At 73.8% G+C, this 16,137-nt stretch carries 14 protein-coding genes; 6 read left to right on the plus strand and 8 right to left on the minus strand.

Annotated elements, in window-relative coordinates:
- The first annotated feature begins 100 nt into the window (after positions 1 to 100).
- Positions 101 to 994, plus strand: coding sequence for an alpha/beta hydrolase (locus OG904_RS15660; RefSeq protein WP_405491333.1), 894 nt, complete (start codon positions 101 to 103; stop codon positions 992 to 994).
- Positions 995 to 1,003: 9 nt separating this feature from the next.
- Positions 1,004 to 1,819, plus strand: a complete 816-nt coding sequence (locus tag OG904_RS15665; RefSeq protein WP_405491335.1) for an alpha/beta fold hydrolase — start codon at positions 1,004 to 1,006, stop codon at positions 1,817 to 1,819.
- A 205-nt stretch (positions 1,820 to 2,024) separates the two neighbouring features.
- On the opposite strand, the gene OG904_RS15670 is transcribed toward OG904_RS15665, so the two are convergent.
- Complete coding sequence (locus OG904_RS15670) at positions 2,025 to 3,308, minus strand: adenylosuccinate synthase (RefSeq protein ID WP_405491337.1); 1,284 nt, start codon at positions 3,306 to 3,308, stop codon at positions 2,025 to 2,027.
- A 184-nt stretch (positions 3,309 to 3,492) separates the two neighbouring features.
- Here OG904_RS15670 and OG904_RS15675 point away from each other — a divergent pair, with 184 nt between their 5' ends.
- Positions 3,493 to 4,410, plus strand: a complete 918-nt coding sequence (locus OG904_RS15675; RefSeq protein ID WP_405498037.1) for a diacylglycerol kinase — start codon at positions 3,493 to 3,495, stop codon at positions 4,408 to 4,410.
- 18 nt (positions 4,411 to 4,428) lie between these two features.
- A complete protein-coding gene (locus OG904_RS15680) occupies positions 4,429 to 5,157 on the plus strand; it encodes a hypothetical protein (protein WP_405491339.1) in 729 nt (242 codons plus the stop codon).
- 508 nt (positions 5,158 to 5,665) lie between these two features.
- Here OG904_RS15680 and OG904_RS15685 read toward each other — a convergent pair.
- Positions 5,666 to 6,190: a GbsR/MarR family transcriptional regulator gene (locus tag OG904_RS15685; RefSeq protein WP_405491341.1), complete on the minus strand. Its 525-nt coding sequence runs from the start codon at positions 6,188 to 6,190 to the stop codon at positions 5,666 to 5,668.
- A gap of 63 nt (positions 6,191 to 6,253) precedes the next feature.
- On the opposite strand from OG904_RS15685, the gene OG904_RS15690 reads away from it, so the two are divergent.
- Positions 6,254 to 7,180: an ATP-binding cassette domain-containing protein gene (locus tag OG904_RS15690; RefSeq protein ID WP_405491343.1), complete on the plus strand. Its 927-nt coding sequence runs from the start codon at positions 6,254 to 6,256 to the stop codon at positions 7,178 to 7,180.
- Positions 7,177 to 8,778: an ABC transporter permease gene (locus tag OG904_RS15695; protein ID WP_405491345.1), complete on the plus strand. Its 1,602-nt coding sequence runs from the start codon at positions 7,177 to 7,179 to the stop codon at positions 8,776 to 8,778. Before OG904_RS15690 ends, OG904_RS15695 begins: the two co-directional genes overlap by 4 nt.
- A gap of 67 nt (positions 8,779 to 8,845) precedes the next feature.
- On the opposite strand, the gene OG904_RS15700 is transcribed toward OG904_RS15695, so the two are convergent.
- The 6 genes from OG904_RS15700 to OG904_RS15725 all read right to left on the minus strand — a co-directional run bounded on the left by OG904_RS15700 (position 8,846) and on the right by OG904_RS15725 (position 15,678).
- Positions 8,846 to 9,541: a response regulator gene (locus OG904_RS15700; protein WP_405491347.1), complete on the minus strand. Its 696-nt coding sequence runs from the start codon at positions 9,539 to 9,541 to the stop codon at positions 8,846 to 8,848.
- Entirely contained in the window at positions 9,538 to 10,929 is a 1,392-nt protein-coding gene (locus OG904_RS15705; protein ID WP_405491349.1) for a sensor histidine kinase, read from the minus strand. Before OG904_RS15705 ends, OG904_RS15700 begins: the two co-directional genes overlap by 4 nt.
- 10 nt (positions 10,930 to 10,939) lie before the next feature.
- On the minus strand, positions 10,940 to 12,208 hold the full coding sequence (locus OG904_RS15710) for an acyltransferase (RefSeq protein ID WP_405498039.1): 1,269 nt from the start codon (positions 12,206 to 12,208) through the stop codon (positions 10,940 to 10,942).
- Positions 12,201 to 13,346 (minus strand): alpha/beta hydrolase, encoded by a 1,146-nt coding sequence (locus OG904_RS15715; protein WP_405491351.1) that lies wholly within the window; start codon positions 13,344 to 13,346, stop codon positions 12,201 to 12,203. Before OG904_RS15715 ends, OG904_RS15710 begins: the two co-directional genes overlap by 8 nt.
- A gap of 204 nt (positions 13,347 to 13,550) precedes the next feature.
- Positions 13,551 to 13,964, minus strand: coding sequence for a nuclear transport factor 2 family protein (locus tag OG904_RS15720; RefSeq protein ID WP_405491353.1), 414 nt, complete (start codon positions 13,962 to 13,964; stop codon positions 13,551 to 13,553).
- Positions 13,965 to 14,034: 70 nt separating this feature from the next.
- Positions 14,035 to 15,678 (minus strand): protein kinase domain-containing protein, encoded by a 1,644-nt coding sequence (locus tag OG904_RS15725; protein WP_405491355.1) that lies wholly within the window; start codon positions 15,676 to 15,678, stop codon positions 14,035 to 14,037.
- Positions 15,679 to 16,137: the final 459 nt, after the last annotated feature.

The raw sequence follows: 16,137 nt of genomic DNA on the forward strand, positions 1-16,137 counted from the left end.
CCGCCACGGAGGGCCCCGTTCCAGACTGATACGGTCCCGCTCTGCCGTAACACCGGAACACCAGTCCCCCCTGTCCCATGCGTTACCGGAGGTTGAGCCGATGACGGACCCCGAAGTCGAACGGGACGCCGCCGAGGCCGCCTCGGCCTTCTCCCATCCGCCCGTCGTCCCCGACACGACGGCGGCCTACGGTGAACACCCCGACCAGATCGTCGACTTCTACGCCCCGCGCGGAGAGCGCGCGTCCGGCCTGCCGCGCTCCGCCCCGCTGGTGGTCGTCCTGCACGGCGGAGCGTGGCGCGCCCCGTACGACCGGCAGCACATCACCCCCTTCGTGGACTTCCTGGCCCGCCAGGGTTTCGCCGTCGCCAATGTCGAGTACCGACGCGGAAGTTCCCTGCCGCACCAGGACGCGCAGGGCCCCGTGGCCGGCCGCTGGCCCGAGACCTTCGACGACGTGGCCGCCGCCCTCGACGCCCTGCCGGACCTGGCCGCCGACCGCCTGCCCGAGGCCGACCCGCGCCGCACGGTGCTGACCGGCCACTCCGCGGGCGGCCACCTCGCACTGTGGGCAGCGGCCCGGCACGTGCTCCCGTACGACTCCCCGGCCCGCTGGAGGCTGAGCTCCGCGCCGCTGCTGCGCGGGGTGGTGGCGCTGGCCCCCATCGCGGACTTCACCGTGGCGGAGGAGCTCGGGGTGTGCGGGGGCGCTTCGGCACAACTGCTGGGCGGGGCGGCCGGCTTCGCGGAACGGCGCCCGTACGCCGACCCGGCCGCGCTGCTCCCGACGGGCATCGCGACGGCGGTGGTCCAGGGCCGGAGCGACATCGTGGTCCCGGAGGAGGTGTCCGAGGCGTACGTGGCGGCGGCCGCGCACGCGGGGGAGACGGTGGGCCTGACCCTGCTGGACGGGGTCGGCCACTTCCCGCTCATCGACCCGGCGGCCGACGCGTGCGCCGTGGTGTCGGAGGAGATCGCGCAGCTGGCCTGGTAGGGATGGGGCATGCCCTTTCTTCGCGCAGGTGGCCCGGAGCTCTACTACGAGGTCGTCGGGGAGGGCGAACCGCTCGTCCTCGTGCACGGTTCCTGGAACGACCACACCTCCTGGCGGCCCGTGATCGAGGCGGACCTGCGTGCCTCGTTCCGGGTGCTGACCTACGACCGCCGTGGTCACGGCCGGAGCGGAGCGGGGCCGGCCCCGGGAACCCGCAGACAGGACGAGGACGATCTGGCGGCCCTGATCGAGCGGCTCGGTCCGGCCCCCGCGCACGTGGCGGGCAACTCCTTCGGCGCGGCCACCGCGCTGGGGCTGGCCGCCCGCCGCCCGGAGCTCCTGCGCACCCTGACGGTCCACGAACCGCCGCTCATGGCGATCGTGTCCGGCGACCCGGCCGCCGTGGCGGAAATGGGGGCGGCGCGGGCCTCCATCGACGCCGTGCTCGACCTCCTGCGCAAGGGCGAACACGAGCGGGGCGCGCGACTGTTCGTGGAGGAGGTCGCCATCGGCCCCGGCACGTGGGACGGGCTGCCCCGGCGGGTCCGCGAGGCGTTCGCGCACAACGCCCCGACCTTCCTGGACGAACAGTCCGACCCGGACTGGGCGTCGCTGGACCTGGAGGGGCTCTCCCGGTGTCCGGTCCCGGTGCTGCTGAGCGGCGGTACGCAGAGCCCGGCGTGGCTGACGACCGTCCTCGATCACCTGGCCGCGGCCCTGCCCCGGGCCCGGCGGCAGCGGCTCGAAGGCGCGGGCCACATCCCGCACGTCACTCACCCCGCGCAGTACGTCGCGGCCCTCACCCGCTTCGCCCGGCAGGGCTGAGCCCCGGACCTCAGTCCCGCTGCCGGTGCGCCTCGGCGGCGTCTCCTTCCGGGTACGCCGAAGGGGCTGTGCGCGGCCCGCGCACAGCCCCTTCGGACGGCCTGACTGAGGCACTGAGGTGTTGAGGCACTGAGGTGCCGAGGAACTGCGGTACTGCGGTACTGCGGTACTGCGGTACTGCGGTACTGCGGTACTGCGGTACTGCCTAGAGGAACGAGTTGATCTCGATCGTCTCGGTGCGGCCGGGGCCGACGCCGATCGCGGAGATCGGGGCGCCCGACATCTCCTCCAGGGCCTTGACGTACGCCTGGGCGTTCTTCGGGAGGTCCGCGAAGGTCTTGGCCTTGGTGATGTCCTCGGACCAGCCGGGGAGGTTTTCGTAGATCGGCTTCGCGTGGTGGAAGTCCGTCTGCGAGTACGGGAGCTCCTCGACGCGCTTGCCGTCGATCTCGTACGCGACGCAGACCGGGATCTCCTCCCAGCCGGTCAGCACGTCCAGCTTGGTGAGGAAGAAGTCCGTCAGGCCGTTGACGCGGGTCGCGTAGCGCGCGATCGGGGCGTCGAACCAGCCGCAGCGGCGGTCACGGCCGGTGGTCACGCCGCGCTCGCCGCCGATGCGGCGCAGGGCCTCGCCGTCCGCGTCGAACAGCTCGGTCGGGAACGGGCCGGAGCCGACGCGGGTCGTGTAGGCCTTCAGGATGCCGATGACGCGGCTGATCTTCGTCGGACCGACGCCCGCACCGGTGCAGGCGCCACCGGCCGTCGGGTTCGAGGAGGTGACGAAGGGGTACGTGCCGTGGTCGACGTCGAGCAGGGTGCCCTGGCCGCCCTCGAAGAGCACGACCTTGTCCTCGTCGAGCGCGTTGTTGATGATGAGGGTGGTGTCGGCGACGTACGGCTTGATCTGCTCCGCGTACTGGAGCATCTCCTCGACGATCTGCGCCGGGTCGATCGCGCGGCGGTTGTACAGCTTCGTGAGGAGCTGGTTCTTGCCCTCCAGCGCCGCTTCGACCTTCTGGGTGAGGATCGACTCGTCGTAGAGGTCCTGGATCCGGATGCCGACGCGGTTGATCTTGTCCGCGTAGGTCGGACCGATGCCGCGGCCGGTCGTACCGATCTTGCGCTTGCCGAGGAAACGCTCGCCGACCTTGTCGAGGGTGACGTTGTACGGCGTGATCACGTGCGCGTTGCCGCTGACCAGCAGCTTGGAGGTGTCGATGCCGCGCTCGTTCAGACCGCGCAGCTCGGAGAGCAGGACGGCCGGGTCGATGACGACACCGTTGCCGATGACCGGGGTGCATCCGGGGGAGAGGATGCCGGAAGGGAGAAGGTGCAGCGCGTACTTCTGGTCGCCCACGACGACCGTGTGGCCGGCGTTGTTGCCGCCCTGGTAACGCACTACATAGTCAACGGATCCACCGAGCAGGTCGGTGGCCTTTCCCTTGCCCTCGTCACCCCACTGAGCTCCGAGCAGCACAAGAGCGGGCACAGGCGTACACCTCTTCCGGATGGGGCATGTCCAAGGTCAGGGGGCGTACGACGATGTACACCGCAGGCTGAGCCGTCGGACCGGTACCCCGGAATAGACGAAGGCCCTGGCGCAATAGCGCAAGGGCCTCTTGCACAAAGATGCTACCCGAGGAAGGACCGAGGTGTCGGCTCCAGAGCCCACCATGAGCCATGCGGGCGCGCCGGTAGGCGGCCTGCTCGTGCTCGTCGACCCGGTCGCCCGCCGTCTTGACGGCGAGTCCGTGCGAATCGCGAAAGATGTTCTGTCAGCGGGAGCGGCAGCGAAAATCTGCCTCCCGGACTCGCCGGAGGAGTTTGCGCGGGCCCTTGCCCGCCGGGGTCATCGCCGGCCGGTGATCGTGGGCGACGACCGCGCGCTCGTACGGGCCGTCGGGCTGCTGCACCGTGAGCGGGCACTGTCCGGAGGTGCCGTTTCGCTGATTCCCGTGGGGCCGGCGGGCTCGCTGGTCCTGGCGCGGCAACTGGGTGTACCGCTGTCGGCCGTGTCGGCCGCGCGGGCGGTGCTGGACGGGGCCGTCGGCATGCGGGACCTGCTGGTCGACGACAGCGACGGGGTGGTCCTGGGCGGGATCGGGATCCCGCCCCCGCCCGTACGGGCCGTGCCGCAGCCGGCCGGTCCGTCGGTGTGGAGCGCGTACCGCTCGCTGGTCCGCACGTTCGTCCGCCCGCCCGGGACGGCCCCGGCGGGCCCGGGCGGCGGGTACCGGCTGCGCGTGGAGGCCGACGGGGTGGTGCTGGCGGACGTGGACCGGATTGTGGAGGACCTCCGCGTGTCGGCCCGGGAGGGCGACGGGCTGGCTGACGTGCTGGTCCGGCTGGGTGCGGGTGCGGAGGCCGATACGGGTACGGGTACGGGTACGGCCACGGCTACGGGCGCTGCGGCCGGTGCGGGTACCGCCACGGGTGCGGGGACGGTCGTGCGGGCGCGGGCGGCGACCGTGACGGTCTCCGGGGCGGATTTCCGCTACCGGTCCGACGTCGGCGTCACCGGCCCGGTCCGGCGTCGTACGTGGACCTTGCGCCCGGCGGCGTGGGGGCTGACACTGCCGCTGCAACGCTGACGCGGGGGAGGCGCCGACGTGGCTTCGTGGCCGGAGGGTGGTGCGCCGCAGGGTGGCGGGTCGCCGGAGGGCGGTGCGCCGAAGGCTGGTGGGCCGCAGGGCGGCGGGTCGCAGGAGGGCGGGCCGGGCTCCGGGCCGCCCGGCGCGGTGGCCGTGCGGGACGCGCTCAGCGACTGGCGGCAGGACGCGCTGCTGATCTGCCTGCTGCCGGTGCTGTGCTGGCCCGCACTGATCGGGGCGCTGGTCACGCGCCCGGCGCCGTTGCAGATCGTGCTGATGGGGCTGCTGTGCCTGCCGGTGCTCGTCGCGCTGCGGGAGCTGTACGTCGCCCAGCGCGTGCGCGGCCTCCTGCGGGATCCGGGGCTGCGCTGGACCGCGTACGACGTGGAGGTGGTGCGCGGGCGCGGGCTGCCGCCCCTGCTCGTCCTGGGCGGCGGCGGGAGCGCCGGGAGCGGTGGCAGCATCGGCGATGCCGGGCCGCCCCGGGTGCTGACCCTGGGGCCGCTGGGGCGGCGGGTGGTGCCGCCCCGCGCGTGGCCCCGTAGCGACCCGGCCCTGCCGCAGTCGGCGCTGCCGCCCTCGCCGGCGGAGTCGGACGCCCCGGACCCTCCGGCGGAGCGGATCGTGTGGCTGGCCGGGGATCCGGGACCGGGGGCCGTGGTGTGGGCGCCGCGCGCCCGGGAGCTGGGCCGGGCGCGCAGGCTGTGGCGGCGGGGCGCGCTCAGGCGGAGGCGGCCGCCTCGATGAGGTCGCAGCCGGGCCCGGGAGGGACGCGGGGGAGGCGTGGCTCGCGTCGAGCTCGCTGGTCTTGCAATCGCGCGGGCCGTGGCCGAGCGGTACGGGGCACGATTCCCCGAGGAGGCCGTGGCGACCCTCCTGGCCGTCGGCGGGGCGGACCGCGTCGTGCTTCCGCCCGCCACCGGTGCGGCCCTGGAGCGGGAGGCGGCCGGCTGGCGCAGCGTGATCGTCCCGAACGGGCGGACGGGGCAGCAGGCGGCGAAGCTCCGGCACACCGGCCTCGACGCACTGCTCCACGGATGGGTGATCTCCGAATCGGCCGGCCACAACAAGCCCGCGCCGGGGCTCCTCCGTGCGGCGGGCGCGCACGCCCTCGGGATCCCCACCGTTTGGATCCTCCCGGGCGCGCCCTGGCTGGAGACCGGATTCCGGCCGATCCGGGTGGCCCCGGACGCGGCGGTGGCGATCGACTCGGTCATCGGGGTGCCCCTGGCCCGACCGGGTGACGGGCCAGGGGTTACGGCAGGTTCAGGGTCGCGCGGTGGGTGCGCCAGCGGTCCATCAGATCCAGCAGTTCCGCCTGCATGAACTCGAAGAACGCGGCCGTCTCGGCGATCCGGCTTCCCGCCGGGGTCTCGGGGCCCAGGCCGGCCGCGCCCTCGCGCAGGGTCTTCTCCCAGAGGGTCAGGATCTGGTCCCGGCGGGTGAAGGTCTCGTACCAGAGCTCGTTGTGCAGGACGTAGCGGTCGCGCCGGGAGCCCGGCTCGCGCTCCCGGCTGACCATGTTGACCTGGGCCAGGTACGACACGGCCCCCGACACCGCAGCCGGGCTGATCTGCAGGGCTTCGGCCAGTTCCGCCGAGGTCATCGCGCCGCCGTCGCTCGCGAGCAGCTGCGCGAAGACGCGCGCCGCCATCCGCTGCATCCCGGCCTCGGTCAGCTGCGCGGCGAACCGCTCGACGAAGCGGGAGACCGCCTGCTCGTCCCGTCGTACTTCCACGTCGTTCTCGTCGTTCTCGTCGTTGTTCACGTCGTCCGCCACCCTCCCGACTTTACGTGATTTCCGACCTTCACAAAATTATGAAAGAAGCGTACGTTCGGAAGCATGACGAAGGCAATCAGCGTCGCCGGACTCCACAAGGCGTTCGGCCGCACCCGCGCACTGGACGGACTCGACCTCTCCGTCACCACCGGAGAGGTCCACGGCTTCCTCGGCCCCAACGGCGCCGGCAAGTCCACCGCGATCCGGGTCCTGCTCGGACTGCTGCGCGCCGACTCCGGCACCGCCGCGCTGCTCGGCGGCGACCCGTGGGCCGATGCCGTGGAACTCCACCGCCGCATCGCCTACGTCCCCGGGGACGTCACCCTCTGGCGCAACCTCTCCGGCGGCGAGGTCATCGACCTCTACGGGCGACTGCGCGGCGGCCGGGGCGGCCGCACCGGCGGTCCGGACCGGGCGCGCCGCGCGCAGCTGATCGAGCGCTTCGAACTCGACCCGACCAAGAAGGGGCGCACCTACTCCAAGGGCAACCGGCAGAAGGTCGCCCTCGTCGCCGCCTTCGCCGCCGAAGCCGAACTGCTCATCCTCGACGAGCCCACCTCCGGCCTGGACCCGCTGATGGAGGAGGTCTTCCGGGGCTGCGTCGCCGAGGCCCGCGCCGCCGGGTGCACCATCCTGCTCAGCTCGCACATCCTCAGCGAGGTCGAGACCCTCTGCGACCGGGTCAGCATCATCCGGGCCGGCCGCACGGTCGAGACCGGCAGCCTCGCCGAACTGCGCCACCTCACGCGTACGTCGATCAGCGCCGAGCTCGCCGGACCGCCCGGCGCACTCGCGGACCTGCCGGGCGTCCACGGCCTGGAGGTGCGGGGGGACCGGATCCGCCTCCAGGCCGACACGGACAAACTGGACGCCGTACTGCGGTCGCTGGCCGCTTCGGGCGTGCGGTCCCTGACGGCGGCCCCGCCGACCCTGGAAGAGCTCTTCCTGCGCCACTACGCCGAGGACACGAAGGCGGGTGCGCTGCGATGACGAGCCGCCGGAGCGGGAGCCGTCAACTGGCCGGAACCGCGGCCCTGCTGCGGCTCGCCCTGCGCCGCGACCGGGTCATGATGCCGGTCTGGGTCCTGGGCGTGGCCTCGATCGTGCTCGCCCTGCCCGCCTCGCTCGAATCGGTGTACGCGACCGGGGCCGAACGGGCCCGGCTGCTCGCCACCATGAGCTCCAACGGCTCGCTCCGAGCCCTCTACGGACCCGCCTTCGGTGACTCGGTCGGCGCGCTGACCGCCTGGAGGGGCGGGGTCTTCGCGGGGCTGCTCGCGGGGGTCATGAGCCTGATCCTCGTGGTCCGGCACACCCGCGAGGAAGAGGAGAACGGCCGTCAGGAGCTGCTGTCGGCGGCGATGGTGGGGCGCCGCGCCCCGCTGACGGCGGCCCTGCTGGCGGCCCTCGTCGCCAACGCCCTCCTCGCCCTCCTCGTCACGGCCGGGCTCGCCGGGCGGGGGGCGGGCGGCGCGCTCGCATTCGGCCTCGGCATCGGCGCCACCGGAATGCTCTTCGCGTCGGCGGCGGCGGTCACGGCGCAGCTCACCGGGAGCGCCCGGCTGGCGAAGGGGCTCGCGGGGGCGCTGATCGGCGCGGCCTTCGTCCTGCGCGCGGCGGGTGACGCGGGCTCCGAGGCCGGTTCGTCGGCGCTGACCTGGGTCTCGCCGCTGGGCTGGCTGGAACACCTACGGGCCTTCGCGGCCGAACGCTGGTGGGTGCTCGCCCTGTTCGCGGCGGCCTTCGCCGCCCAGACGGCCGGGGCCTACGCGCTCGCCGGCCGGCGCGACCTCGGCATGAGCTTCCTGGCGGTCCGGCCGGGCCCGGCCCAGGGGCGGCTCGCCTCCGCCGGGGCGCTGGCGTGGCGGCTCCAGCGGGGCGGGCTGCTCGGCTGGAGCCTCGGATTCCTGCTGGCCGGCGCGGTGTTCGGCGGGATGGCGGACGGCGCCACCGAACTGGTCGGCGACAACGCCAAGACCCGGGAGATCATCGAACGGATGGGCGGCACGGGCGGAGGGGCCGGACTCACCGACGCCTTCCTGGCGACGATGGCCGGGATGCTCGGGCTGGTCGCGGCCCTGTACATCGTCTCGGCGGTACTGCGCCTGGGCGCCGAGGAGTCGGGACAGCGCGCGGAGCCGGTCCTGGCGCACGCCGTCGGCCGCCTGCGCTGGGCCGCGGGCCATCTGGCCGTCGCCTTCGGCGGGTCGGCGCTGATCCTGCTGCTGGGCGGCCTGGGCCTGGCCCTCGGCCACGGCGGGGGAGTCGCCGGCACCGTCGGGGGCTGCCTCGCGCAGCTCCCCGCGGTCTGGGTGATCGGAGCCGTCACCGCACTCCTCTACGGCGCGGCCCCCGGGTACGCCGTGGCCGGCTGGGCGGTGGCCGGGGTCGCGCTGGCACTCGGCTGGATCGGCCCGGCGCTGGACCTCCCCCGGGCGGTGCTCGACCTCTCGCCCTTCGCCCATCTGCCCAGACTTCCGGGTCCCGAGCCCCTGACCTGGGCACCTCTGCTCACACTGACCGCACTGGCGGTGGCGCTCCTAACCGCCGCCCTGACCGCCCTGCGTCGCCGCGACCTCCCGGCCTGAGCTCCGAAACACCCTGTGCGCCGCCCGTCCGAAAAGTTGTCCACAGCTGTGGACAACTTTTCGGACCTCACTGCCCCGGGGTCACCAACCGGGCCTCGTACGCGAACACCGCCGCCTGCGTGCGGTCCCTCAGGCCCAGCTTCACCAGGATCCGGCTCACATGGGTCTTGATGGTGGACTCGGCGATGATCAGACGGTCCGCTATCTCCGCGTTGGACAGCCCCTGCGCGATCAGCACCAGCACTTCGGTCTCACGCTCCGTCAGCTCCGAGATCCCCGCGGACCCCACCTGCGTGCGGGTCTCCGACAGCTTGGAGAACTCCGTGATGAGCCGCTTGGTCACCGAAGGGGCCAGCAGTGCTTCCCCGGCAGCCACCACCCGCACCCCGTCGGCCAGTTGACGGGCGGACGCATCCTTGAGGAGGAACCCGGACGCCCCGGCCCGCAGCGCCTGGTACACGTACTCGTCGAGGTCGAAGGTCGTCAGGACCAGCACCTTCGCGTCGGTCAGCACCAGCACCTTCACCGCGGAACCCGGGGCGCCCGTAATGAGGGAGGTGGCCTCGATGCCGCCCATCCCGGGCATGCGGATGTCCATCAGGACCACGTCCGGCGCCAGTTCGGCGACCTTCGCCACGGCCTCGGCACCGTCGACGGCCTGGCCGACGACCTCGATGTCGGGCTGGGCGTTGAGGAGCACCGTGAAGCCCTGCCGGACCATCATCTGGTCATCGGCGATCATCACCTTGATCGGGGCGGTCATACGTCCTTCTCCTTCGTCTCGGCCGGGACGACGCCGCTCGGGGCCACCGGATCCATCGGCAGGACGGCGCTCACCTCGTACCCCCCGCCGGGGCGCGGACCGGCGGCCAGCTCGCCCCCCAGCATGCCCGCCCGCTCCCGCATCCCGAGCAGCCCGTGCCCCGCCCCGATGCTCGGCGGGACCGCCCGGGTGGGCGCGCTGTTGGCGACGCACAGGTGCAGTTCGCGGGGGCCGTAGGCGATCCCGACCTCCACGCGGGCGCCGGGCGCGTGCCGGAGGCAGTTGCTCAGCGCCTCCTGAACGATCCGGTACGCGGTGAGCTCCACACCGGGGGACAGCGGCCGGCGGATGCCCGCGATCTCGGTGGTGACCTCGAGCCCGGCCGCCCGCACGTTGTCCACGAGGCCACCCAACTCGGCCAGGGTGGGCTGCGGATGATGCAGATCGGCGGACTCGTCCCCGTGCTCGGAACGCAGCACCCCCAGCACGCGGCGCAGCTCCGTCAGGGCCTCCACGGCATTCGCCCGGATGCCCGCCAGATTCTCCTTGAGCTCCTCCGACGGGTTCTCCACGAGATAGGGGGCCACCTGCGCCTGGATGGAGATCACCGACATGTGGTGCGCAACGACGTCGTGAAGCTCACGGGCGATCCGGCTGCGCTCCTCCAGCAGCGTGCGCCGGGCGCGCTCCTCCTCGGTGAGGGTCTCCTGCTCGACGAGCTTGGTACGGGCCAGTCGCGTCGCCCGCAGGGCGTACCCGAGGAGACCGGTGAAGCCGAAGAGGAGGATGGCCCCGGGGGCGCTGGTCCCGCTGTGCTCGGGCTTGAAGAACCCCTCGGCCAGCCCGGTGAAGGCGATCGCCACGAAGACCGCCCCGATGGTCACCGGGGGCCGCACCCGCAGGGCCACCAGCAGCAGCACCGGCGCGAAGCCGAATATCCCGGCGGGCAGCCAGGGCCAGGTCTGTCCCTGTCCGACGTGGTCGTGGATCGCCCAGGCGATCAGGCCCGCCGCGGTCAGGCCGAGCCAGAACCCGGCCATCGGCCACCGCACGGCAACCACGATGGACACGCCGACCAGGAGCGACAGCCACTGCACCGGGGTGCCGTTGAGGCCGTAGTGGTTGTGGAGCTGGTCCACGGTGAGGAAGCGGAGTGACACCGCCAGATAGACGAGCACCACGTGCGGGAGCCAGGCCAGCCAGCGCGGCCGCGACATCTTCGGGAGCGGATCGGACCTCAGGTCGAGCAGGTCCCGGACCACGCCCCGCACCGACGCCGAGGTCCTGCCGCGGGGGCCGCGGGCGGCCTCTCCGGCCACGGATTCAGCCGCCGTCGGGACCGGTGCCGGTCCCGGCACCGGTGTCGTGGGATCGCTCTGCTCGTTCACGTCGCCCAGCCTAGGCACGGACGGTCTCCCCGGTGCGCGCCACCGGGCCGGTGGCGGCGGCGGGGACGGTCCTGCCCACGGCCGGGACGGACGAGGCGACGATCCTGGACGGGGTGACCGGCGTCCTGGAAGTCCCGCGCAGGGCACGGCTCTTGGATCGCGCACCACCGTGCTCGTAGGTGCGGAAGGCCGTCCAGCAGACCGTCAGGGCGGCCGCGAACACCGGGAGCCAGAGCAGCCGGACGGCTATCCACTGCGGGGAGGAGGGCATGGTGTGCAGCCCGGGGAGATCGGTGGAGACCAGCAGGCCCAGGGCGGTGACGGCCATCATCGCCGTCTGGTGCCACAGGAAGATCGTCATGGCGGACAGGTTCACCAGGGCCACCTTCGCCCAGGCCCGCGGCCGGCGCATCACCCGGGCCAGCGGATCCCGCACGAGCAGGGCCAGCCCGCACTGGGCCAGGCCGAACGTGACGGCGGCCAGCGTCGGCGGGTTCAGGTTCGATACCGCCGCCCCGGGGACGCCGACCATGGACGCGGGATACCCGCCCCAGAGGATCAGCGCGGCCGTGGCCACGATCCCGCCGCCGAGCAGCAGCGCGGCCGGGGTGCGGCGGGCGAAGGCGCCCCGGGAGCAAGCGGCGCCCAGGGTGTACGGGACCAGCCAGCCGGCGGCCACATTGACCCAGCCGATCCACTCGGGCCCGCCCGGTCCGAAGCGCCAGACGTCGACGACGGCCACCACGGCCAGCGGCCACAGGGGGCTCAGCCGGGCCACGAGCGGGGTCGCGGCGGTGAGCGCCGCGAAGACCAGCAGGAACCAGAGCGGGGAGAGGACCAGTTTGAGCAGGGTGTGGATGGTGTCCGTCCCCACTCCGCCGAGCAGCATCCCGCCGGCCGCGACGCTCCAGAGGACGAGGACGGCGGCGACCGGCCGGAACAGCCTGCCCAGCCGCTGCCCGACCCACTGCCCGTACGGGACTCCCCGGCCGCGCGCCGACTCGTACCCCTGCGCTGCGACGTGGCCGCCGACGAGGAAGAAGACGGCGAGGGTCTGGAACACCCAGGAGACCGGGGCCAGTCCGCTCATGTGGGCCAGCGGGCTGGTGGTCCGCAGGCCGCCGTCGACGAGGGTGAGCGCGGTGACCAGCCAGTGCCCCAGCACCACGCCGAGGATGGCGAGGGCCCGCAGGGCGTCCACGGCCCGGTCCCGGTGGGCGGGGGTCCCGGAGTCGATGCGGTCCGCGAGAACGGACCAGCGGGAGTGCAGTTCACGCAAGCGCACGGGAGGCCTCCGGAGCGGTGACGGCGGACGGGGCGGGGAACGAAGCCGAAGTCGGCGCGAGGGACGGTGTGGAGGTCGGCGCGAGGGACGGTGCGGAGGTCGGGGCGAGAGGCGGGGCGAGGGGAGAGGAGAGGGGAGAGGAGAGCAGCGCGGTTGAGGCGGCCGCGACGGGCCGTGCCGTCGGGGAGGCGCTGAGGACGATCCCGGCCAGGCTGTCCAGGGACTCGGTGCCCGGCTTGAGGTAGTCGCTGTGCCCGCCGGAGCCGGCCGCGAAGGGCAGGGCCCCGAAGGCCGGGTCCACGGGATCAGCGCCGAAGCCGAGCCCCGCGAAGCTGACGTGCGGGACGTTCGCGATCCAGTCGTCGGCGCCCCGGCCGGCCCAGACCCGGGCCCGGGTCGGCAGACCGGCGGCGGAGTCGGCCCCCGTGCCCGGGCTGCCGAACAGCGCGATGTCGGTGACCCCGGGGCCGGTGGCGGTGCGGGCGCAGACCACGGATCCGTAGGAGTGGCAGAGCAGCGAGAGCCGGGCGCCCGGAGCCGCCATCCGCTCCAAACGGCCGAGGAAGGGACCGAGTTCGGCGGCGGCCCGGTCGGCGCGGCCGGTCGTCAGCACGGTCGGGCTGACCGTGCCGGGGGTGTCGTACCCGAGCCAGGCGACCACGGCGGAGCGGAGGTGCCCGGCCTGGAGGCGCTGCTGAAGGGCGACGGCCCCGGCACGGAACCTCTGGTAGGTGTCCAGCGTCGTGTCCGACCCGGGAACCAGGACCGCGACCCGGTCGGCGCTCTCCAGATCGCCGAACACCTCTATCGCGCGACCCTTGCCCCGCCCGTCGAAGACGAGGAACCGGGCCTCACCGCCCGCCTCCATCGCCCGGAGCTTCGCGGCGCGACCACCACGGCCGGCCTCCTGGGCCGTGCGGGCGGCCTCGCCGAGATTGGCGAGGTTGGCGGCGTACCGGGCGGGAAGGGCCGCGGTCTCGGACAGGACCGCGGGAGCCGGGGCCGGGACCGCCGGCGACGCGGCGGCGGAAACGGGGAACACCACGGCCGCGGCGACGAGCCCGGCCAGCAGCGTGCGGCGCAGACGGCCGCTGCTGCGGCCGGCGGGACGTGCGGTGGGGCGGCGGGTCATGGGTCCGTTCCTTCGTTCGTGCCAGAGGGGCGGTGCTGCGTTCTTCTCTGGTCACGAAGTTAGGAATCGAGAGCCCTGGTCGGCGTCCCGCTGGAGAGCCGTCTTCGCAAGTAGCTCTCAGGTATGACAGGGATTACTCAGGGCCGGTACAAGGGCAGTTGGGCCCGACCCCAGGGCTCAGATCAGGCCCGGCCCCGTCCCCGCTCAGTCCGCCGCCAGCGGTTCGACGAGCGGTTCGACGAGCGGTTCCACGAAGCCCGCGCGCCAGCGGGGCGCCGGGTCCTGACCGGGGCTGGTCCAGTACTCCCGCGCGCCCACGATCTCCCCGTCCCGCACGGTCCACAGGGAGACCGCACGGTAGACGACATGGTCCTGAGGTATCTCCACCTCGGTGACGACGAGATCGCCGTCCGCGAGGATCCGCAGCACGTGCACCGGTCTCTCGTCCGCGTAGTCGTCATCGCTGATGACGGCGATGAAGTTGGCGCGACCGACGATGCGTTCGCTGCTCACGGGCCATTCGATCACCGCGTCCTCGGCGATCAGCAGGGCCACTCCGTCCCAGTCGCGTGCTTCGATCCGCTCCCACAGTCGTGCCACTACCTTCAACGGCTCCATGTGCCGCAGTGTGCGATGGGTTTCGTGGATGCAACAACCTTTGCCCGCAGGCTTATTGACATCGAAATGATTATTGACGGTGGTACGTGAGCGGTGCGCTGGGGCTGTCGGCGAGCTCCCGCACCAGACTCCCGTCGGGAAGCAGGCGCAGCGTGCTGCGGCCGCCCGGTGTGCAGGTGGGTGCGGCTCCGGAGGTGACGGTGGAGGGGGCGAGCCCGACGGTGCCCGCTCCGGCGGGGGCGCCGGCGGCGGAGTCCAGCGGTGCGCTCCAGGCGCAGGCGATGCCGGGGGCCTGGACGGTCAGGGACATCACAGGGGTGCCGGCCCCGCCGGGGGTGAGGGTCAGCCGCCAGCTCTGGCCTCCGGAGGTGGCGCGCCAGGTGCCGGCGTAGGCCGCGGGCAGGACGGCGGGCGGGGGGATGGAAGCGGGGCTCGAGGCCGTGGCTCCTGTGGCGGGTGGGGCGCCCGGGGCGGAGAGGGGCTGGTCGTCGCCGGTCATGAAGGCGTACACGGTGCCGCCCGCCGCAACGGCGACGACCAGGGCGATGGAGACGAGGAAGACGCTGGAGGCGGAGGCGGAGGCGGAGGCGGAGGCGGAGGAGGCGGAGGGAACAGCGGAACCGGAGGGAGAGGACGAGCGGGAAGAGGACGGGGACGGGGTGCCAGCCGAGGGCCAGCGTGTCGCTGTCGCCGCCGATGGTTCCGGTTCCCCCGCACGGGGTGGGGTCGGCGCCGCCCGGTCCGGTCCGGCGTCCTCGCGGTCCAGGAGGGCTACGGCGTGCAGCCCGAGCCGCGCGAGCAACGGTGCCGGCAGCCACGGATCCGGTACCGGAGCTCGCTCCGCGGCGACCCGCGCGAGCACCTCGGCGGGCGACGGCCGGGCGGCGGGTTCCTTGCGCAGGCAGTCCCGTACGAGGTCGCGCAGTTCGGGCGGTACGCCGGCCAGGTCCGGTTCCGCTTCGGTTATGCGCAGCAGGAGCGCCGCGATGCCTCCGGGCTGTTCCGGGTCCCCGAACGGCAGCCGGCCGGTGGCGGCGTAGGCGAGTACCGCGCCGAGGCCGAACACGTCGCAGGCCGGGGTCAGGGCCGCGCCGTGGATCTGCTCGGGGGCGAGGAAGCCGGGGGAGCCGAGCAGTTCGCCGGTCTGGGTGAGGGCGGGGCCGTCGGTGGTCTCCAGGGCCCGGGCGATGCCGAAGTCGATGACGCGGGGGCCGTCGAGGGTGAGCAGGATGTTGCCGGGTTTCAGGTCCCGGTGGACGAGTCCGGCGCGGTGGATGTCCTGGAGGGCGTACGCGAGCCCCTCGGCCAGGGCCCGTACCGAGCCGGCCGGCAGCGGGCCGAAGTCGCGCGCCACGGCTTGGCGCAGGCTCGGCCCGGCGATGTAGGCGGTGGCCAGCCAGGGGATGTCCGCGTCGGGATCGGCGTCGAGGACGGGTGCGGTCCGGGCTCCGCCGACGAGGCGTGCGGCGGCGACCTCGCGGCGGAACCGGGTGCGGAAGCCGGGGTCGGCGGCGAGGTGGGGGTGGATCAGCTTCACGGCCGCGGCCCCGGTGGTGGCACCGGCGGCGGGGTGCGCGGCGGGACTCGCGGTCGGGCTCGCGCCCCCGGGGTCGCGCCGGGCGAGGTAGACCTGGCCCATGCCGCCTGCGCCGAGGCGGGCCAGCAGGTGGTAGGGGCCGATGTGCTGTGGGTCCCGTGGATGCAGCTGTTCCATGACTGGTTGGTCCTCCCCCTGGGACTCGCCGGGGGTCGACAATAGTGCGGGCGGACGCGGTGTCGTGCGGTGGGTGGCGGGGTGGCCTGCGGCGGCGCGCACGGGTCGGACTGCCCGGGGAGTACAACTGGTGCGGCGCGGTGCGGCGCGGCCCGGCGCGGTGCGGCGCGGCCCGGTGCGGCCCGGCGCGGCCCGGTGCGGCCCGGTGCGGCGCGGTGCGGTGCGCTCCGGTCCGGTGCGGCCCGGCGCGGTGCGGCGCGGCCCGGTGCGGCCCGGCGCGGCCCGGTGCGGCCCGGCGCGGTGCGGCGCGGCCCGGTGCGGCCCGGCGCGGCCCGGTGCGGCCCGGTGCGGGGCCCGGCCCGGTGCGGCCCCGGGGAGTACAGCCGGCCCGGCCAAGCCCGGTCAGTCCAGTGGGTCCGGGCGGGAGTCCAGGGCCCCGGGATCCGGAAGACCCGTCGG

The organism is Streptomyces sp. NBC_00096, assembly GCF_045041305.1.
Classification (GTDB): Bacteria; Actinomycetota; Actinomycetes; order Streptomycetales; family Streptomycetaceae; genus Streptomyces.